Genomic DNA, 18,828 nt, shown 5'->3' on the forward strand with positions numbered 1-18,828 from the left:
CGTATGGAAAACGCTAAGAACATGCCCAGTATGTCGGAGGTGATGCGCATGGGGCTGGGCGTGCCCGTCATCCTGTTGATGATGCTGGGCATGATGATTGTGCCGCTGCCGGCACTGGGCCTGGATGCGCTGTTCACCTTTAATATATCGCTCTCTTTGATTGTGCTGCTGGCGGTGATCTACAGCAGGCGGCCGCTGGATTTCGCCGTCTTTCCCACCGTGCTGCTGCTCGCCACCCTGTTGCGCCTGGCGCTGAACATCGCCTCCACGCGCGTGGTGCTGCTCGACGGGCATACCGGCACCGACGCCGCCGGTCAGGTGATCGAGGCCTTCGGTGAATTCGTCATCGGCGGCAACTATGCCGTCGGCCTGGTGGTGTTCGCCATCCTGGTGATCATCAATTTCGTGGTGGTCACCAAGGGTGCCGGGCGCGTCTCGGAAGTGTCGGCACGCTTCACCCTGGACGCCATGCCGGGCCGGCAGATGGCCATCGACGCCGACCTCAATGCCGGCCTGATCGGTCAGGAAGAGGCCCAGCTACGGCGTAACGAAATCATCCAGGAAGCGGATTTTTACGGTTCCATGGACGGTGCCAGCAAATTCGTGCGTGGCGACGCCATCGCCGGCATCTTGATTCTGTTCATCAACATCATCGGTGGTTTGGCCATCGGCGTGGCCCAGCACGACATGCTGTTCGCCGAGGCGGTGCGCAATTACACCCTGCTGACCATCGGTGACGGCCTGGTGGCGCAGATCCCCTCGCTGGTGCTGTCCACCGCCACGGCCATTATCGTGACCCGCGTCTCCAGTTCGCAGGACATGGGCGGTCAGATCCTGGGTCAGTTATTCGAAGATCCGCGCGTCTTGATCGTCACCGCCGTTATTCTCGGAGTGTTGGGCATTATCCCCGGCATGCCCAACCTGGTGTTCCTGACCCTGGCCGCCATTATGGGCGGTGGCGCCTACATGGCTATGCAAAAGCGGCAGCGCGCCGCCGCCGCGGAGGCGCAGCAGCAGCGCGAACCGGTGCCGCAGGCGCCGGGGCCGGAGATCAAAGAGCTTAGCTGGGACGATGTGGTGCCGGTGGACACCCTCGGCCTGGAGGTGGGTTATCGTCTGATCCCGCTGGTAGATAAGAATCAAGGCGGCCAGTTGATGGGCCGCATCAAGGGTATTCGCAAGAAGCTGACCCAAGACCTGGGCTTCCTGATTCCCTCGGTGCATATCCGTGACAATCTGGAGCTGGCGCCCAACGTCTATCGCATCACCTTGCTGGGGGCCACCGTGGGCGAGGCCACCATCCATCCCGACCGGGAACTGGCCATCAACCCGGGCCAGGTCTACGGCAACCTGCAGGGCATCCCGGGCAAGGACCCGGCCTTCGGTCTGGACGCGGTCTGGATCGAGACGTCGCAGCGCGATCATGCCCAGGGCCTGGGGTATACCGTGGTCGATCCCAGCACCGTGGTGGCGACCCATCTGAGTCATATCATCGGCGCTCACGGCCAAGAGCTGTTGGGCCGTGAAGAGGTGCAACAGCTGCTTGACAACGTGGCCAAGGTCGCGCCCAAGCTGGTGGAGGGACTGGTGCCCGACATCCTGCCGCTGGGCGTGGTGGTGAAGGTGCTGCAAAGCCTGTTGGAGGAGGGCATTCCCATTCGCGACATGCGCCGCATCGTCGAAACCTTGGCGGACGAAGGCAGCCGGAGTCAAGACCCCGGTATTTTGACGTCGCAGGTGCGTATTGCCCTCGGTCGGTCAATTGTCCAGCAAATCAACGGCATAGCGAACGAGCTGCCGGTCATTACGCTGGATCCAACATTGGAACAGTTATTGCAAGAGTCGGTAAAGAACGCCGGCAGCGGCGGTCTCGGGCTGGAGCCCGGGCTGGCGGAGAACATGTTCTCTGCCCTGGGTGAGGCGGCGCAGCGCCAGGAAGTCAACGGACAGCCGGCGGTGTTGCTGGTCTCGGCCTTGATCCGGCCGGTGCTGGCGCGCTTGACCAAGGGGGGCATCCCGTCGCTGCGAGTGCTGTCATACAACGAGATACCCGATGACAAGCAGATCAAGGTCGTGGCGTCCGTGGGCGGACAAGCGACTCCGGCCCTGGGTTAACCGACATGGCACGTCGGCGCAGTGTAAATGAGGTAAGTGTGCGATGAAAATAAAACGATTTTTTGCTGCGGATGTGAGAAGCGCCATGCGCATGGTGCGCGAGGAATTGGGCGAAGACGCCGTCATCCTCTCCAACCGACGCGTCAACGGCGGCATTGAAATCATTTCGGCCATCGATTATGACGAAAACGCCCTGCGCCGCGAGGTGCAGCAGGAACATGCGCGTGACACCCAGCGTGCGTCGTCCCGGCCGAGAATAGATGACGTTCACCACCCGGCCCCGACCAAGCCCCAAGTCATCTGGAATGAGGAACCGGCCCTGATGGAGATGCGCGGCGAGATCAAGACCTTGCGCGGCCTGCTGGAAAGCCAGCTGGCCGGCATAGGCCGTGCGGAACCGGAACGCCCCCACCCGTTTTATCAAACGCTCAAACAACGTCTGGCCATGCTCGGCCTGGGCAGCAGCATGGCGCGGGAATTGTTGGAATCCCTGGCGCTTGAGGGCAGCGAGGAAGAGTTGTGGCGTCGCCTGCTGGGCAAGATCGCGGTCAAACTCGCGGTCACTGACGACGACATCCTCAACCACGGCGGCGCCGTCGCCCTGGTAGGACCCACCGGTGTGGGCAAGACTACCACCGTGGCCAAGCTGGCGTCGCGCTTCGTGATGCGCCACGGCGCCCGCAGTGTCGCCCTGATCTCCACCGACAGCTACCGCATCGGCGCCCATGAGCAGCTTAAGGCCTATGCCCGCATCCTGGATGTGCCGATCCGTTTCGCCAACAACGCCGCTGGCTTGCAAAGTGCCTTGGATTATTTCTGCGACAAGCGTCTGGTGCTGATTGACACCGCCGGCATGAGTCAGCGCGATCTGCGCCTGTCGGAACAATTCTCTGTATTAAAAAGCGAAAGCGAGCGTGTGCGCAGTTACCTGGTGGCCTCAACCACCTCACGCCTGTCCGGCCTGCAGGAAGTGGTACGCGGTTTCCAGGGCGTAAATCTGGCCGGTTGCATCCTCACCAAGATGGACGAAAGCACCTGCCTCGGCCATGCCCTGGACGTGGTGATTCGGCACCGGCTGCCGGTGGCCTATGTCAGCGACGGGCAGCGCGTGCCGGAAGATTTGCAGCCGGCGCGGGCCCATACCCTGGTCAGCCGCAGTGTCGCCGTGATGCAAGAAAGTACCGACCTGCTCGACGATGAAATGTCGGGCGTGCGCCTGAATGAGGCGGGTTATTAGTATGTTGATGACGGAGACACAGATGGATCAGGCAGCAGGGCTACGAAAAGTGAGTAAGCCGCACCCGGTGAGGGTGATCGCCGTCGCCAGCGGCAAGGGTGGGGTGGGCAAGACCAATGTTTCGGTCAATCTGGCGCTGGCGATGGTGGCGGAAGGCAAACAGGTAATGTTGCTGGACGCCGATCTGGGTTTGGCCAATGTGGACATCATGCTGGGTCTGCGTCCGCAATTTAATCTCTCCCACGTCATCAACGGCGAACGCACCCTGGAAGAGGTGATTGTCGCCGGGCCCAGTGGTTTACAAATCGTGCCGGCCTCGTCCGGTATGCAGAACATGGCCGAACTGACCCCGGCGCAGCATGCCGGCATGATTCAGGCCTTCAGTGAAGTCGGACATGATCTGGATGCCTTGATCATCGATACCGCCGCGGGCATCGCCGATTCGGTGGTGAGTTTCACCCGCGCCGCGCAGGAAGTCATTATCGTCGTCTGCGACGAACCCACCTCAATTACCGACGCCTATGCCTTGATGAAGGTGCTCAACCGAGATTACGGGATTCAGCGTTTTAGGGTACTATCGAATATGGCGCACAGCATGCAAGAAGGGCGTGAGCTATTCAATAAAATGGTCAAGGTTACCGACCGCTTTCTCGACGTAACCTTGGATTTTATGGGCACTATCCCCTACGATGAGTACCTAAGAAAGGCGTTGCAGCGGCAAAAAGCGGTAATTGAGGCCTATCCCAGAAGTAAGGCCGCAATGGCATTCAAGAATTTGGCGAAGAAAGCCGATAACTGGCCCATACCCAGGAACGCGGGCGGACACCTGGAGTTTTTTGTCGAACGGCTGATTCAGAGTGCACAATAAACGTGAAGGGACGCTGCAATGAACGGACTCGCAATGTACAGCAATACTATGCAAACGACTAAAAAAAACAGTAAGGATGACCTGGTCGTACAACATGCGCCGCTGGTCAAGCGCATTGCCTACCACCTGATGTGTCGTTTGCCACCCAGTGTGCAGGCCGACGACCTGATTCAGGCCGGCATGATCGGCTTGCTCGAGGCGGCCCGCAACTACGATTCCAAACAGGGCGCCAGCTTCGAGACCTATGCCGGTATCCGGGTGCGCGGCGCCATGCTCGACGAGATCCGCAAGAACGATTGGGCACCCCGCTCAGTGCACCGCAAGGCGCGCAAGGTGGCCGAGGCGGTCCGCCAGATCGAAAGCATGAAAGGCCGCGACGCACGCGACAATGAAGTCGCCGAAGCGCTGGACATGTCCCTCAGCGAATATCACCAGACCTTGCAGGCGGCCAGTGGTTATCTGATGCTCAGCTTCGACGACCTGGGCGCTGATGACGAAGCGGTTGCCACCACCCTTTCCCAAGCCGCCACGACGCCTTTCGACGGTCTGCAAAAAGAGGATTTCAAACGCAGCCTGGCCGAGGCCATCGCCGGCTTGCCTGAACGCGAACGCCTGGTGATGACGCTGTATTACGACGAAGAACTCAATCTGCGTGAAATCGGTGCGGTGTTGGGCGTCAGCGAATCCCGCGTCAGCCAAATCCACAGCCAGGCCTTGATTCGTCTGCAGGCCCGCCTGGGTCAGTGGACCAAAAACGAATCGGAATAGTCTCGGGCTAAGCACCATTCTGCTGCCGGCACTCGGCCGCCTGGTCTGCGCGCAGGACATTGGTCGCTGCGCCCCCTTACCCCTTCAATGATTTGTCGCAACGGCCGCTTGGGCCGGTCTTAAGTGGCGCGTGCCCACTAGGCTAACCCGTATGACGGGTCCCCGTTGTGGCGCCATGTAAATTAGTCTCAATGCGGCCTAAACATTTTCCAGCAAGTGCAGATAATAATAGAGAGCTTACAGGGCCGTAATTCAATACCGATGTGTCCGTAACCTCTTTTTCAAGAGCCACTAGGTAAATGGAGGTTTCTAGTCTTGGACAAGAACATGAAAATCCTGATTGTAGATGACTTCTCTACGATGCGTAGGATTATAAAGAATCTGCTCAGGGATCTGGGCTTCAATAATACCGACGAAGCCGACGACGGCAACACCGCGTTGCCGAAACTCCAAAACGGCGATTTCGATTTTCTGGTGACTGACTGGAACATGCCCGGCATGCAAGGTATCGACCTGCTCAAGGCCGTGCGCGCCGACGCCAAGCTTGCGAGTCTCCCCGTGCTGATGGTGACCGCCGAGGCAAAAAAGGAACAGATCGTGGCCGCGGCCCAGGCCGGGGTCAATGGGTATATCGTCAAGCCATTTACCGCAGCTACCCTGAAAGAAAAAATTGACAAAATATTTGAACGGCTCGAAGCGAGCCAGGGCTGAAAGCATGGCGTGGGTAAAGGGACTTTAAATAATGATTCAAAACCAAATATGCAGTGACCAAGGTCTCGAGTACGCCAAGAAATTGCTTGAGTGCATCGAACAGGGAAGGGCTGAAGAAGCGGAACAGGTGCTGGAAGATATTTCCGCCTTGCGCGAGAGCGAACTGTTTCAGGAGCTTGGCAAGCTGACACGCGATTTGCATGATTCTCTGATGAGTTTTCAGTTGGATCCCAAGATGGCGGACATGGCGCAAAAGGATATCCCGGATGCCAAAGAGCGCCTGAATCACGTCATCACCATGACCGAGGACGCTGCCGACAAAACCCTAACCGCAGTGGAAGGTTCCCTCAAGCAGTTTGATGAGCTGAGGGAAAAGGCCACGCGGCTGCAGACCAATTGGGTCCGTTTCAGAAAACGGGACATGGACGTGGATGAGTTCCGCGCCATGAGCGCGGAGATCGATGAATTTTTTAAGTGGCTGGACGACAAAGGAAGCGCAATCAACGCCGGTCTGTCGGACATCATGATGGCGCAGGACTTCCAGGATTTGACCGGGCAGATCATTCGCCGCGTCATTACCCTGGTGCAGGATGTGGAAGACGGGCTGGTGAGTCTGATCCGCATGACCGGTCACAAGATGCACACAGAGGAACAGGGACAGGGGAAACAGGAGAAACAGAAACAAGGGCCGGATATTGAAGCCGTGGGTCCGGCGGTCCCGGGCGTCGATCAAGCCGACGTGGTCAATGGCCAGGACGACGTTGACGACCTGCTGTCCAGCCTCGGTTTCTAAGGACAGACCCTAAGCACGATAGGATATTGAGCTAGATGGCAATCGATCTAAACGATGAAATTCTGCAGGACTTTCTAGTCGAAGCGGGCGAGATCCTCGACCAGTTGGGCGAACAATTGGTTGAATTGGAGCGCAGTCCCGACGACCTCGACTTGCTGAATGCCGTTTTTCGTGGCTTTCACACCGTCAAGGGCGGTGCCGGATTTCTTGGGCTGAATGCCTTGGTGGAGGTGTGTCACCGTGCCGAGGATGTGTTCAACCTGTTGCGTCAGGGCGAGCGTCAGGTCAACCCGCAGTTGATGGATGTCATTCTGAAGGTCACCGACATCGTCAATGAGATGATGGATTACATCCGCTCCGGCGAGGACCCGCCCGAAGCAGCGCCGGAAATCCTGCAGGCCTTGGAGGCCATCCTCAAGGGTGAAACGATCGCGGCTGCACCGGCTGCCGAGGCCCCTGAATCGATTCCTGAGCCGCCGGCGGCTCAGGCCGCCCCCACGGCCGACGAAGCGCGAGCAGGCGCCTCCGACGAAGAAATCAGCGACGACGAATTCGAAGCCCTGCTGGACGAATTACAGGGCAGTCCCAAGCCCGCCGCCGAGACTGAAACAGCGGCTCCCGCTGCGGACAATGACGTGGCCGGCGCGGCCGACTCGGATGAGATTTCCGAGGAAGAATTCGAGGCCTTGCTGGATCAATTGCAGGGTTCGGGTGAAGTGGCAACGCCCGCCCCCAGCGCCAGCGACGCGGCGGTCTCCACAGGGGCGCCGCAGGGCGCAGTCGCCGGCGGCGATTCCGACGAGATTGGCGAAGATGAGTTCGAGGCCCTGCTGGACGAGCTCGAATCCAAGAAGCAGACACAGCCTGACGCGGGCCAGGTCTCTCAGCCTGCGCCTCAGCCGCCGGCCGAGAAGGCGCCGCCGCAAACCGCCGCCAAAGCCGCGCCCGCCAAGCCCGCCAAGGAGGCGGCGCCGGTTGCCGAGACCAGTGTGCGCGTGGATACCAAGCGTCTGGACGACATTATGAACCTGGTCGGCGAGCTGGTGTTGGTGCGCAATCGCATGGCGACCCTGAAAACCAACATGGCCGCCGACGGTGAGGTGAGTAAGGCCATCGCCAATCTCGATCTGGTCACCGCCGATCTGCAAAGTTCGGTGATGAAGACCCGCATGCAGCCGATCAAGAAGGTATTCGGCCGTTTCCCCCGCGTGGTGCGCGACTTGGCCCGCAGTCTCAAGAAAGAAGTCAATCTTGAACTCATCGGTGAAGATACCGACTTGGACAAGAACCTGGTGGAGGCCCTGGCCGACCCGCTAGTGCATCTGGTGCGCAACTCCGTCGACCATGGGATCGAAATGCCGGACGAACGCGAGCAAGCGGGCAAGGACCGCACCGGCACCGTCGTGTTGTCGGCGCAGCAGGAGGGTGACCACATCCTGCTCATGATCGAGGACGACGGTAAGGGCATGGATCCGGACACCTTGCGCCAGATCGCGGTGAGCAAAGGTGTGATCGATGAAGACACCGCCGCGCGTCTGGATGACAAGGCCTGCTACAACCTGATTTTCGCCCCGGGCTTTTCCACCAAATCAGAGATCTCCGATATCTCCGGGCGCGGTGTCGGTATGGACGTGGTCAAAACGCGTATTGCGCAACTCAACGGCGCAATCGAGATCGACTCCACGCTGGGGCGGGGCAGCCGCATTATTATCAAGCTGCCGCTGACCCTGGCGATCATGCCGACCCTGATGGTGGTGCTCGGCGAGCAGGTGTTCGCCCTGCCGCTGGCCAATGTCAGTGAAATATTCGATATGGATTCGGCCAAGCGCAGCACGGTTGACGGCAAAGAGGTGGTCATCATTCGTGAAAAGGCCGTGCCCCTGGTGCGCCTCAGGTCTTGGCTGATCAAGGGCCATGCCGCCAATGTCGAGACCGAGGGCGATGGTTTCGTTGTCGTCACAGCGGTGGGCAATCAATTGATCGGTTGCGTGGTTGATCAGCTGGTGGGCCAGGAAGAAGTGGTGATCAAACCCCTGGGCGCCATGTTGCACGGCACTAAAGGCATTTCCGGTGCCACAATCACAGGTAATGGTGGAATCGCCCTAATACTGGATATGCCAGGGCTCATGGAAGCCTATGCCAGCCGTTTGTAGGAGAACACCATGCCGGTTCGGGTCCTGGTTGTCGATGACTCATCATTTTTCAGAAAGCGACTGACCGAAATACTCAATGGCGATAACCATATTGAAGTCGTCGGTGCGGCGATCAATGGCAAGGAGGCCATCGAGCTTGTAAAAAAGCTTAAACCCGATGTCGTCACCATGGACATCGAGATGCCGGTGATGGACGGCATTACCGCGGTGCGCAAGATCATGCAGTCCGATCCGCTGCCTATCCTCATGTTTTCATCCCTGACCACCGACGGCGCCAAGGCGACGCTGGACGCACTTGAAGCCGGTGCGACTGATTTTCTGCCCAAGCGCATGGAAGACATCTCGCAGGACCGGGAGTCGGCCAAACGTCAGCTCTGCGCGCGCGTGCGTTTGATCGGTGCCCGGGGCTTGCAAAAGGGCCCGCTACTCGCGGCCAAACCCCAGTTCGCCGCGCCGGCGCCAAAACCGGCCCCCGGGCTGCGGCGCGGCAAGTTCAGATTGGTGGCCATCGGGACGTCGACGGGCGGACCGGTGGCCTTGCAACAAGTGCTGACCGGTCTGCCGGCCTCTTTTCCTTTGCCTATCCTGCTGGTGCAGCACATGCCGGCCAGTTTCACGCCGGCCTTTGCCGAACGTCTCAACAAGTTGTCGGCCATTCGTATCAAAGAGGCCTGCGACGGCGATCGTTTGGAAAACGGCTGCGCCTATCTGGCCCCGGGCGGGATGCAGTTGCTGCTGGAGGAACGCCACGGCGGCGCCGTGATCCGCATAGTCGAAAGCCGTCCGGGACAGACCTACAAGCCCAGCGTGGACGTTACCTTCGGCTCGGCCTCGAAACTGTTCGGCGCGGATGTATTGGCCATTGTGCTCACCGGTATGGGTGCCGATGGGCGCGAGGGTGCGCGCATGCTGAAGCACGGGGGTGCCAGCGTCTGGGCTCAGGACAAGGGCAGCAGTGTGATCTACGGCATGCCAGCGGCTGTAGTCGAGGCCGGGCTGGCCGATAAGGTATTAGCGTTGAATGCAATCGGCCCCAGCTTAATGGAAGTGGTGTAACGGCTTTATATGGATATCCTCACACTCATCGGCCTCGCGCTCGGCTTTGGCGCCATTCTTGTCGGCAACATTCTCGAGGGTGGGCATACCGACTCCCTGGTACAGGGGGTCGCCTTTTTGATCGTCGCCGGCGGTACGGTCGGCGCGGTGATGGTCCAGACGCCCCTGTCGGTGTTTCTGCGTTCCTTGAAGATGTTCATGTGGATCTTTCTCCCCCCCAAGGTGGAGCAGAAGGCAGCGGTGGAAAAGATCGTCAGTTGGAGCAACATCGCCCGTAAAGAGGGCTTGTTGGGGCTGGAGTCGTTGGTGGAGTCGGAGACCGACAGCTTTGCCCAAAAGGGGCTGCAACTGTTGGTGGACGGCTCCGAGCCGGAGACCATTCGCAGTATTCTGGAGGTCGAAATCGGCGTCAAGGAACACTTCGACACCCAGGCGGCCAAGGTCTACGAAGGGCTGGGCGGCTATTCCCCCACCATCGGCATCATCGGCGCCGTCATGGGCCTGATCCACGTGATGAACAATCTGGCCGATCCCAGCAAGCTCGGCTCGGGCATCGCCGTGGCCTTCGTCGCCACTATTTACGGTGTCGGTCTGGCCAATCTCATCTTTCTGCCCGTCGCCACTAAATTGAAAGGCATCATCCACAACCAGACCCAATTCCGCGAAATGGTGGTTGAGGGTGTTATCTCCATCGCCGAAGGCGAAAACCCCAGGAATATCGAAACCAAGCTGGATGGCTATCTGCATTAAGGCCTGTGAACACTAATTTCAAAGCAGCGCCGGCGGCCCATTTTTCTCGGGACAAGGCGCATTGAGCGGCAGTGTACTTACTGTACATGAGCGAAATGCAACGCCGTCCCGAGGAAAATGGGCCCCGTCCCTTCGGGTTGCGCCCCAGAACGGGCCATGCGGCGTTGCTCGGCGCTCATTTGGAATCACCAAACTACGCTTCTCGCGCCTTGCCTGGCCCGTTCTGGGGCGGCAACGCTGCTTTGAAATTAGTGTTCACAGGCCTTGGCCCGCATTTCTCACCGGGCCGCCGGCGGTTCGACGAGGCACAGAAATTGCACCATCTCCTTGGCAGTCACTTTTTTGACTCGCGGATTGGGACATGTTGCTGACTGAGTTGATATGGCGCGCAAGAAAAAACCCGAAGAGCACGAAAACCACGAACGTTGGTTGGTCTCATACGCCGACTTCATTACCCTGTTGTTCGCCTTTTTCGTGGTGATGTACGCCCTGTCGTCGGTTAACGAAGGCAAGTATCGCGTGCTATCGGACTCCCTGATCGCCGCGTTTCGCAACGCGCCGCAAAGCCTCAAGCCGATCCAGATCGGCGCCCCGGTGAAGGCGCCCGACAAGGTGATGCCGGACAGCCAGCCGCAATTGAAGGCCATTCCCTACAGCCCGCCTATGAACGTCTCCTCGAAGGAGATGGAAGAGGGCGGAGAACAGGGCCATGGCCGCGACCGGGAGAATTTGAACAAGATCCAGAAACAGCTGGAAAAGGCGCTGGGGCGCATGATCGAACAGGACCTGATCGCGGTGAAACGCACCGGCCGGGGGTTGGAGGTGGAGATCAATACCGCCGTGCTGTTCGACAGCGGCAGTGCCCTGATCCAGCCTGCGGCCGTGCCCACCTTGACTAAGGTGGCGGCGGCGTTGAAGGGATTTCCCAACGCCGTGCAAGTGGAAGGCTTTACCGATGACGTGCCCATCGACACGCCCGCCTACCCCTCCAACTGGGAGTTGTCCGCCGGCCGTGCCGCCAGCGTCGTGCACGTGTTTTCCGACGAAGGGGTGGATCCGTTCCGCATGTCGGCCATCGGCTATGGTGAATATCGACCGGTGGCCCTGAATACTACTGCCGAGGGGCGGCGCCGCAATCGCCGCGTGGTGATCGTGATCCTCTCCGAGGCGGCGGAAAAATTGTACAACCTGGACAAGGTGGTGGAACTCAAGGCCAAGGACAGGCCGGCGCAGGACATCGATTTGGATAACCCCCCCGACTTGATCGAACTGCCGCTAATGACGCCCAGCGCGCCGGTGCCCGAGACCGGCTTTCCGCAAGAGTTGCCCTTGCGCGGGCGTGATACCAACTCCGGCAACCGCGCCGAACAGCAGCGGTTGATGGACATTATGGATCAGGCGGAAACGGACCCGCCGCGCGAGGAGGACGCGCCGTGAGGGTCTGGGCCGTGGCCAATCAGAAGGGCGGTGTGGGCAAGACCACCAGCGCCGTCAGCCTGGCCGGGCTGCTGACCCAGCGTGGCCGGCGCGTGCTGCTGTTGGACATCGATCCGCACGGCTCCCTGACTTCGTATTTCCGTTTCAATCCGGACGAGCTGGAAAGCAGCATTTTTACCCTGTTCCAGGACCAGGTTGTCAATCCCATCAGCGTCATCCGCCCGACCCGCTTCGAGAATCTGCACCTCCTGCCGGCGACCATGGCGCTGGCCACTCTGGATCGTCAGCTGGGCGCGCGCAGCGGCATGGGCTTGGTGCTAAGCCGCGCCCTGAAGACGCTGGCCGGGCGCTACGACTATGCGTTGATCGACTGCCCGCCCATGCTCGGGGTGTTGATGGTGAACGCCATGGCGGCCTGCGATCATTTGGTGATTCCGGTGCAGACCGAGTTTCTCGCCCTCAAGGGGCTGGAGCGCATGCTGAAGACGCTTTCCATGATCACCCGTTCACGCAGCGTGCGCCTGCCGTACACCATCGTGCCAACCATGTTCGATCGCCGCACCCGCGCCTCTAGCGACACCCTGCGGCTGCTGAGGACGCGCTACAGCGCCGAATTGTGGAATGCCGTGATCCCGGTGGACACCCAGTTTCGCGAGGCCAGTCGAATCGGTGTACCCCTGCCGTTGTTGGCGCCCCAGGCACGCGGCGTGGCGGCCTATACGCGCTTGCTGGATACCCTGGTGAGCACTCATGCCGGCGAGCGGCAGGCGGCGGTCATATGAGCCGGGACGACGAACAGGATTTCGTTACCGTGGTCGAGCATGAGCAGGCGCTCAAGGTCTACATCGATGCCTTGCTGCTTGAGCCCCCCGCTGACGACGCTGCGTCCGTCGAAACCGCCGCGCCGACCCCGCTGGTTGCGCCCGTGGCGGCCGAGCCCGACGCTGCGACGGTGGCAATCGACGCGGTTGAACCGCCGCCTCAGCCGCGGCGGCGGCAAGCACCAGCCGTCGACCGCGATGCGCCGTTTGAGTGTTTGCTGTTTAAAGTGGCAGGTGGCTTGAGGCTGGCCGTACCCCTGGTGCGCCTGACCGGTATTCTGAAATGGGAGGGACACCTGACGCCCATTCCCGGTTACGCCGATTGGTTTCTCGGCCTGATGTCCAAGCGCGGCCGGCAAGTGAAGGTGATCGATATCGCCGCCTTTGTCATTCCCGAAAATCACAACGCACGACAAGCCCTGGCGGACACGCGCCGCTATCAGCATCTGTTATTAATCGACGACGGCAAGATCGGCCTGGCCTGCGACGACCTGGGCCGGGTGTTGAAATTGTCTGCGGATAAAGTGCGCTGGCGCAAGGACGCCGGCAGCCGTCCCTGGTTGGCCGGTACCGTGATCGAGCAGATGAGCGCGTTGCTCGACGTCGAGCAACTGACGGCCATGCTAAAGGAAGGCGCACCATCGGACGACATACATGAAGATACCAGGGAACCGGTTGATTTATCGGATGTTAGACACCCGAGTCGACCCGACGACATTTAGCTAGACCAGGAGCACAGCGATGAGCACAAGCGAGCAGGCAGAAAATAATCCGATTACACAGTGGGTGACTTTTCGCTTGGGTGAAGAAACCTATGGCATCAATGTCATGCAGGTACAGGAAGTCCTGCGCATGACCGAAATCGCCCCGGTGCCGGGGGCGCCAGGCTATGTGCTGGGCATCATCAATCTGCGCGGCAATGTCGTCACCGTCATGGACACGCGCAGTCGCTTCGGCCTGCCGCCGCACGAGGCCGACGAGGCCACGCGTATCGTGATCATCGAGGCCGAAGACCAGGTCGTGGGCATTCTGGTGGACAGCGTCGCCGAGGTGGTCTACCTAAAACAATCCGACATCGAGATCGCACCCAATGTGGGCAACGAAGAGAGCTCGCGTTATATTCAGGGGGTGGCGAATCGGGACGAAGGCCTGCTGATATTGGTTGACCTGGACAAACTCCTGACAGACGAAGAGTGGAAGGAGTTCGCCAGCCTGTAACCGCCAGGCCGCAAGGGAGGGTCGCCATGGCTGAAATCGACAACTCGAATCCTATCGGCCCGGTCTGGCCGCAGCGCCCGATACGACGGGTGGAGGACGACGACAAGGCAAAGGACGAGCGCCGTTGGAAACAACAAAAGCGGCGCCAACAGGGAGGTAATAATGATAAAAAGGATGATGGCAAGCCGCATATCGATGAATATGCCTAATGCATCCCGGGGAGCTCCGTATCCATGGATAATCTCGTTTACATAGCCGCCGTTCTGAGTCTGGTGCTGGTGGTATGTGTGGTGCTGCTGGCAAAGCGGCAGTCGCGTCTGCAACGGGGACTGGCGGAGAACCGGGAACGCATCGATCATTTAATGGATGAACTCAAGGCCTTGTATGCCGGCGCCGCCGGGCAGGGCAGTCATATCGCCCGCATCGAGGAACAGATCGGCCAATTGTCAGACCGGCAGGAACAAATCGATGAACAGGACCCGACCAGCCAAAGCTACAGCGAAGCTATCGAACTGATCCAGAGCGGCGCCTCCGTCGACGAACTGGTGCGCCACGGGCTGCGCCGCGAAGAGGCGGAACTGTTGATGCGCCTGCACGGCGAGCAGTCGCTGGATTAACCCCCATTTTCCACCACCGTCCGTAGCGGGACGATTCAAGCTGCGGCTGCCCAGGCAGGGCGTGCCATTGGGTCGTCACAGCAGGCGGGGTGAGACACGGGGGTGACCGTGGCGCGGCTTTTCTTCAGGCCTGCGCATCCTCTGTCACGCTGTGTCTGCCGGACAGGTGATAGGCAAAGGCGATGACTTGCGCCACCGCCACGTATAAGCTTTCCGGGATTTCATCCCCCAGCTCGATTTGCGCCAGGGCGGTGACCAGCACTTCGTTGTCTTCCTGAATGGGAATGTCGTGGGCCCGGGCGATGGCCAGGATCTGCTCCGCCAGATCGCCCTGACCTTTGGCGGTGACCGTGGGGGCGGCCTTGCCGTCCCACTTCAATGCCACTGCCTTGGGCGGTTTTCGGTCTTGTTCGCTCATGCCTTGATATCCAATACGATCTGCGTCGCGGCCCGTTCCCGGGCGCCCGGTGGCGTTCCTTGAAAACAGCCCAGCTCGCCGGGCTCCAATCCCGCTGCGCGATAGCGCTGTGACAGGTCGGCCAGGTGTTGCTTGAATAGCTGGCTGGTGTGGGCATTTTCGGCCCAGAACAGGGTGGAAACTTTATCCTTGATCAGGCGCAGCCGGGCGTACACCGGGCCCAGCCCGTCAAGATTAAAGGCCAGGGTGACGCTCCAGGGAGGGTTGCCGTCTTCCTCACCCTGTTCGCGCGCCGTGTCTTCTTCGATGACCATGTCGAAGATATCGATCTGTTGACCGTTGCGCAGCGGCAGTTCGAAGGCCCAGCTGTTCGGTGTTTGCTCGCCGGGCGGCAGGGAGGCGGCCTGGTGCAACTGTGTGCGGGCCAGCGCTGCCTCAGTCTGTCTGCCCAGCTCCTGCAACAGCAGTTGCAGCGTGCCCAGTTGCTGCAGCGTCGCGGCGGCGCGCGCCTGCGCCTGCGGCGCCTGGCCGCGCAGGGGGGGCGGGGTGGCGAGGGGCTGCGACGCTGCGGCACTGGACTGGAATGCTGATGCCTGCGGCGCGCTGACGCGCGGCGCTTGTTGCACCGCGCCCAGCAGGCGTAACAGATTGGCCTTCAGATCGCCGGCAGTGGCGGAGTATGCGCCCGGGGCCGGCTTCTCGCCGCCGGTCTGCACGGTGTGTTGTAATGCCTGCTTCAACTGCATGCCGCCTGGGTCCGCGGCGTTTTTAGCAAGCCTGCTTTCCAGGAATATGCCTGAATTGGCAATGCTCTGTTTAAGCTGCTGGGCATTGCCGATTTTATCCGCCGTCGGCAATTGGCGATAAAGCTGTTTGGTAATGGCCTCCACCGCCGGCGGCAGGGGCATTAGGCGGCCGGCCTGACTATTGAGCTGACTGAGATTGGCCAATAGGCCGGCCATGCCGGCCTGTTGCGGTAGCGCCTGTTTTAACAGGGCATTAACGGCGGTTTGCATGGGTGCCGATGAGCTGTCGGCGCGCCCCGGCGCGGCCGTGGAGAGATTCGTCGGTGCCGCGGAGCCGAGCAGCCGTGCCTGCAGCACCGGTTTGTCACCGAGCTGGGTCACGGTCAATTCCAGCCGTTGACCGGCGGCAAGTTGTACATGGGTCTTTGCCAGCAACTGCTGATTATCGACTTGCAGCAGCACGGCCTGGGGCGTGGCCTGCCTGACCACCCGGGCGTGCATGATCTGGCCGATCTGCCAGGCGTTGACGGTCGCCCGAATCTGGCGGGGCGTCATGGTGGTTGGCGGTGGGCCGTTGATTTCCATGGGGGATAAAGAGAAGCCCTGATTGTCCGATTTACTCTTAGGGGGTTTATATATTGCCAAGCCGTAACTCGGATGTATAGATAATCGGCCTTAACGGAGTTTTTCTGAATTCATCATGACCTCGAAGAAACAACACCTGCTGTGGTATGTGCGCCGCAACCGGGATGTGCGCGGGCCGTTTCCAACGGCGGTCATCTCCCAGTTCCTGTTGCTGGGGCGCCTGCAAAAATCCGACTACGTCAGCCTTGATCGTCAGGAATGGCGGGAGATCGGCAACGTGGTCGAGTTGCAGCCCGAGGTGTTGAGGGCCGACTTGAGCGAAACCGCGAACCAGTCGAATCTGGAGGCCGCCAGGCGCGGTGCCGATGAGCGCGATGTGGGCGATCGGCGTCGGGCCGATGATCCCGACTATGTCGACCAGCGTAAGGGCGAACGCCGCGGGGTGGAAAGCGAGGAAATGCGTATCCACCGCGAACGGCGCGCCGCATTGCGTCAGGGGGAATCGGAAAAGAAGAAAAGGCGGCAGCAAACTTTTTTGACAATTGTTTTGCTACTGGTGTGCGCAGGTGTGCTGGGCCTTTTGTTTATCTCCACTCCACGTCAGACGGACGGGGCGATCGATTGCGCCGCCGATCCGGCGCCCGGGGTCAACTGGAGTAATTGTAATTTGCAGGCCGCCGCATTCGATGGTGCCGATCTGAGCCGCGCGCATATTCGCAACGCTAATCTTACCAATGCCTCATTCTATCGAGCCACGCTGACAGGCGCCGATCTGGCCTATACCAATCTGGCATTGGCCAATCTCCGCATGACCGACATGGCCCAGGTCATCATGACCGGGGCGACATTGCGCGGTGCCGATTTACGTGGCGCCGATTTGCGCGGTGCCGATCTCTCCTATGCCGACCTGCAAGGCGCACAACTGGCCGGTGTCAGCCTCGAGGGCGCCAGGCTGGACAAGGCGGTCTGGATCGACGGAACGCTGTGTGCGCGCGAGTCGGTGAGTGGCTGTGTGCCCGCCGCCGTTTCCAACTAGCCATCACTGCATCGTTTTGTCCGCTGCCCTGACCGAGAATATCGTCAATTTTGACAATACCGCCGATGTCGGTGCCCATCCGAGTGCCAATTTTTATTTTTGAGTATCAAACTGACCCAAAGCTATGGGAACGAGGTGGTGATGTAGCGCCATACCCGCAGCGAAGGCGACCAGTGCTTGGGGGACAGCCCCGCCTTTAATTTGAGATGGGCAAAAAACTGTTCCGGCTCGGGCAACTGTTCCCAGACACTGGGCAGGAAGGTGCCCCTGTGGCCATCTTGTTGAATAATCAGGCCGTCGATACCCGGACGCAGCTGGGTGATCAAATCGGTTTGCGAGTCAAACTGCATCTCCTCTGCGGGATTGAGAATGGCGATATGAATATCGATGCGTTCGAACTCCGCCATTGTCACGGGCAGGAAACGTGGATCGCTAAAGGCGGCTGCGTAGGCGTTGCGGGCCACGTCCAGCACCACAGGCTGGTAGGCCTCCAAATTACCGATGCAGCCGCGCAGCTCATGGTCCAGGTGCAGGGTGACGAAAGCGGCGCGCTGTTGCCTTAGCCGATCCGGATAATCCTGTATCTCGAGCCGGATCTGTTCGCCGTGGTTCAGCGTGTGGGCGATACTCTGTCGCGCCACGTCCAACAGGGTGTCCTGTTCTGCCGCAGTGACGGCAGCCGCTGCGGCCTCATCTGAAGACATAGGCACCGTATCCCACCACCTGATCTCTCGGCCCGGCGGTATCGCCGGAGTTACGCAGATCGACGATCTCCGCCTTCAATCCCAGCTTGCGCGCCAGCGTCAGCATGCCGCTGACGGGGATGCGGCCGCAGGCGTCTTCATAGCCGAGCGTGTCGGGCGCCAGGTGTTTGATGGCGTCGGAGGTGTGCTGGTCCATCTGTTGTGCGGTGGCATAGTCGTGGTAATGGCTCAGGTCGGAACTGATGACGATCAGGGTCGTCCGGTCCAGTCCGGCCTGTTCCAGTACTTCGCAGACTTCATCGGCGCTGGCATCGCCAACCACTAAGGGGACCAGTTTGAAGTCAGCCAAAATGGATTGCAGAAACGGCAGTTGCACTTCCAAGCTGTGTTCCATTATGTGCGCTTCGTCCAAGATGTTGACCTGGGGCAATTGGCTCAGCCGTGCAATCATGGTCCGATCCAGCGGCACGTTCCCCAGCGGAGTGGCAAAGCTCTCGGCGCTGCTGGCGGCCAGACCCAGCAGCGGCACCCGGTGTGAGGGTCCGAGCAGCACGACGCGTTTGATCGTGTCGCGCTGGCCCTCCAACAGGTGGTAGGCGCTGGCGGCCACGCAGCCGGAATAGATGTAGCCCGCGTGCGGGGCGATGATGGCCTTGGGCGCGGCGCCGCTGGAGGTGGCCTGATCCAGAAATTGGCGCACCATGTGTTTCAGTGTGGCCGCGTCATCGGGATAGAACATACCGGCAACGGCGGCGGGTCTGACCTTGCTCATACGACACCTTCCTGAATCTGTGA

At 60.2% G+C, this 18,828-nt stretch carries 19 protein-coding genes and 1 pseudogene; 16 read left to right on the forward strand and 4 right to left on the reverse strand.

Translation table 11 applies throughout. From position 1 onward, the window contains the following. Window positions 1-3: 3 nt before the first annotated feature. From Tel_05750 to Tel_05820, 15 genes and pseudogenes are all read left to right on the forward strand, one after another. Window positions 4-2,115: a flagellar biosynthesis protein FlhA gene (locus Tel_05750; protein ID ALP52694.1), complete on the forward strand. Its 2,112-nt coding sequence runs from the start codon at window positions 4-6 to the stop codon at window positions 2,113-2,115. A 43-nt stretch (window positions 2,116-2,158) separates the two neighbouring features. Further along, window positions 2,159-3,352 (forward strand): hypothetical protein, encoded by a 1,194-nt coding sequence (locus Tel_05755; GenBank protein ALP52695.1) that lies wholly within the window; start codon window positions 2,159-2,161, stop codon window positions 3,350-3,352. A gap of 7 nt (window positions 3,353-3,359) precedes the next feature. Continuing rightward, window positions 3,360-4,220, forward strand: a complete 861-nt coding sequence (locus Tel_05760) for a cobyrinic acid a,c-diamide synthase (protein ID ALP54750.1) — start codon at window positions 3,360-3,362, stop codon at window positions 4,218-4,220. Window positions 4,221-4,238: 18 nt separating this feature from the next. Further along, complete coding sequence (locus tag Tel_05765) at window positions 4,239-4,988, forward strand: hypothetical protein (GenBank protein ALP52696.1); 750 nt, start codon at window positions 4,239-4,241, stop codon at window positions 4,986-4,988. A 315-nt stretch (window positions 4,989-5,303) separates the two neighbouring features. Further along, window positions 5,304-5,699, forward strand: a complete 396-nt coding sequence (locus tag Tel_05770) for a histidine kinase (GenBank protein ALP52697.1) — start codon at window positions 5,304-5,306, stop codon at window positions 5,697-5,699. 31 nt (window positions 5,700-5,730) lie between these two features. Continuing rightward, window positions 5,731-6,492 carry a hypothetical protein gene (locus Tel_05775; protein ID ALP52698.1) on the forward strand — a complete coding sequence of 254 codons (762 nt, stop codon included), beginning with the start codon at window positions 5,731-5,733 and terminating at the stop codon, window positions 6,490-6,492. Between the two features lie 35 nt (window positions 6,493-6,527). Further along, window positions 6,528-8,645, forward strand: a complete 2,118-nt coding sequence (locus Tel_05780) for a chemotaxis protein CheA (GenBank protein ID ALP52699.1) — start codon at window positions 6,528-6,530, stop codon at window positions 8,643-8,645. Window positions 8,646-8,654: 9 nt separating this feature from the next. Then, complete coding sequence (locus Tel_05785; protein ALP52700.1) at window positions 8,655-9,701, forward strand: chemotaxis response regulator protein-glutamate methylesterase; 1,047 nt, start codon at window positions 8,655-8,657, stop codon at window positions 9,699-9,701. A gap of 9 nt (window positions 9,702-9,710) precedes the next feature. Then, window positions 9,711-10,451 (forward strand): flagellar motor protein, encoded by a 741-nt coding sequence (motC, locus tag Tel_05790; GenBank protein ID ALP52701.1) that lies wholly within the window; start codon window positions 9,711-9,713, stop codon window positions 10,449-10,451. 381 nt (window positions 10,452-10,832) lie between these two features. Beyond that, a pseudogene (locus tag Tel_05795) lies at window positions 10,833-11,672 on the forward strand (hypothetical protein). A gap of 212 nt (window positions 11,673-11,884) precedes the next feature. Beyond that, complete coding sequence (locus Tel_05800; GenBank protein ID ALP52702.1) at window positions 11,885-12,670, forward strand: cobalamin biosynthesis protein CobQ; 786 nt, start codon at window positions 11,885-11,887, stop codon at window positions 12,668-12,670. Beyond that, a complete protein-coding gene (locus Tel_05805; GenBank protein ALP52703.1) occupies window positions 12,667-13,431 on the forward strand; it encodes a hypothetical protein in 765 nt (254 codons plus the stop codon). The genes Tel_05800 and Tel_05805 overlap by 4 nt, the downstream gene beginning before the upstream one ends. A 19-nt stretch (window positions 13,432-13,450) precedes the next feature. After that, window positions 13,451-13,927: a chemotaxis protein CheW gene (locus tag Tel_05810; protein ID ALP52704.1), complete on the forward strand. Its 477-nt coding sequence runs from the start codon at window positions 13,451-13,453 to the stop codon at window positions 13,925-13,927. Window positions 13,928-13,953: 26 nt separating this feature from the next. Beyond that, window positions 13,954-14,136: a hypothetical protein gene (locus Tel_05815; protein ALP52705.1), complete on the forward strand. Its 183-nt coding sequence runs from the start codon at window positions 13,954-13,956 to the stop codon at window positions 14,134-14,136. Between the two features lie 24 nt (window positions 14,137-14,160). Further along, window positions 14,161-14,544, forward strand: coding sequence for a hypothetical protein (locus Tel_05820; protein ALP52706.1), 384 nt, complete (start codon window positions 14,161-14,163; stop codon window positions 14,542-14,544). A gap of 124 nt (window positions 14,545-14,668) precedes the next feature. Here Tel_05820 and Tel_05825 read toward each other — a convergent pair whose 3' ends face one another. After that, window positions 14,669-14,962 carry a hypothetical protein gene (locus tag Tel_05825; protein ID ALP52707.1) on the reverse strand — a complete coding sequence of 98 codons (294 nt, stop codon included), beginning with the start codon at window positions 14,960-14,962 and terminating at the stop codon, window positions 14,669-14,671. Next, entirely contained in the window at window positions 14,959-16,293 is a 1,335-nt protein-coding gene (locus tag Tel_05830) for a hypothetical protein (GenBank protein ALP52708.1), read from the reverse strand. Before Tel_05830 ends, Tel_05825 begins: the two co-directional genes overlap by 4 nt. Before the next feature lie 115 nt (window positions 16,294-16,408). Between Tel_05830 and Tel_05835 the strand changes: the two genes are divergently transcribed. Further along, a complete protein-coding gene (locus Tel_05835; GenBank protein ID ALP52709.1) occupies window positions 16,409-17,329 on the forward strand; it encodes a hypothetical protein in 921 nt (306 codons plus the stop codon). A gap of 122 nt (window positions 17,330-17,451) precedes the next feature. Here Tel_05835 and Tel_05840 read toward each other — a convergent pair whose 3' ends face one another. Then, on the reverse strand, window positions 17,452-18,033 hold the full coding sequence (locus Tel_05840; GenBank protein ALP52710.1) for a hypothetical protein: 582 nt from the start codon (window positions 18,031-18,033) through the stop codon (window positions 17,452-17,454). Then, complete coding sequence (locus Tel_05845; GenBank protein ID ALP52711.1) at window positions 18,020-18,805, reverse strand: extradiol dioxygenase; 786 nt, start codon at window positions 18,803-18,805, stop codon at window positions 18,020-18,022. Before Tel_05845 ends, Tel_05840 begins: the two co-directional genes overlap by 14 nt. Window positions 18,806-18,828: the final 23 nt, after the last annotated feature.

The sequence above is a fragment of the Candidatus Tenderia electrophaga genome, from assembly GCA_001447805.1.
Classification (GTDB): domain Bacteria; phylum Pseudomonadota; class Gammaproteobacteria; order Tenderiales; family Tenderiaceae; genus Tenderia; species Tenderia electrophaga.

Coding starts and splice junctions, on each gene's coding strand:
- Tel_05775 (ALP52698.1), top strand. CDS start 5,731: ATGATTCAAAACCAAATATGCAGTGACCAAGGTCTCGAGTACGCCAAG.
- Tel_05805 (ALP52703.1), top strand. CDS start 12,667: ATGAGCCGGGACGACGAACAGGATTTCGTTACCGTGGTCGAGCATGAG.
- Tel_05810 (ALP52704.1), top strand. CDS start 13,451: ATGAGCACAAGCGAGCAGGCAGAAAATAATCCGATTACACAGTGGGTG.
- Tel_05765 (ALP52696.1), top strand. CDS start 4,239: ATGAACGGACTCGCAATGTACAGCAATACTATGCAAACGACTAAAAAA.
- Tel_05840 (ALP52710.1), bottom strand. CDS start 18,033: ATGTCTTCAGATGAGGCCGCAGCGGCTGCCGTCACTGCGGCAGAACAG.
- Tel_05780 (ALP52699.1), top strand. CDS start 6,528: ATGGCAATCGATCTAAACGATGAAATTCTGCAGGACTTTCTAGTCGAA.
- Tel_05835 (ALP52709.1), top strand. CDS start 16,409: ATGACCTCGAAGAAACAACACCTGCTGTGGTATGTGCGCCGCAACCGG.
- Tel_05760 (ALP54750.1), top strand. CDS start 3,360: ATGACGGAGACACAGATGGATCAGGCAGCAGGGCTACGAAAAGTGAGT.
- Tel_05825 (ALP52707.1), bottom strand. CDS start 14,962: ATGAGCGAACAAGACCGAAAACCGCCCAAGGCAGTGGCATTGAAGTGG.
- Tel_05820 (ALP52706.1), top strand. CDS start 14,161: ATGGATAATCTCGTTTACATAGCCGCCGTTCTGAGTCTGGTGCTGGTG.
- Tel_05830 (ALP52708.1), bottom strand. CDS start 16,293: ATGGAAATCAACGGCCCACCGCCAACCACCATGACGCCCCGCCAGATT.
- Tel_05750 (ALP52694.1), top strand. CDS start 4: ATGGAAAACGCTAAGAACATGCCCAGTATGTCGGAGGTGATGCGCATG.
- Tel_05785 (ALP52700.1), top strand. CDS start 8,655: ATGCCGGTTCGGGTCCTGGTTGTCGATGACTCATCATTTTTCAGAAAG.
- Tel_05845 (ALP52711.1), bottom strand. CDS start 18,805: ATGAGCAAGGTCAGACCCGCCGCCGTTGCCGGTATGTTCTATCCCGAT.
- motC (ALP52701.1), top strand. CDS start 9,711: ATGGATATCCTCACACTCATCGGCCTCGCGCTCGGCTTTGGCGCCATT.
- Tel_05755 (ALP52695.1), top strand. CDS start 2,159: ATGAAAATAAAACGATTTTTTGCTGCGGATGTGAGAAGCGCCATGCGC.
- Tel_05815 (ALP52705.1), top strand. CDS start 13,954: ATGGCTGAAATCGACAACTCGAATCCTATCGGCCCGGTCTGGCCGCAG.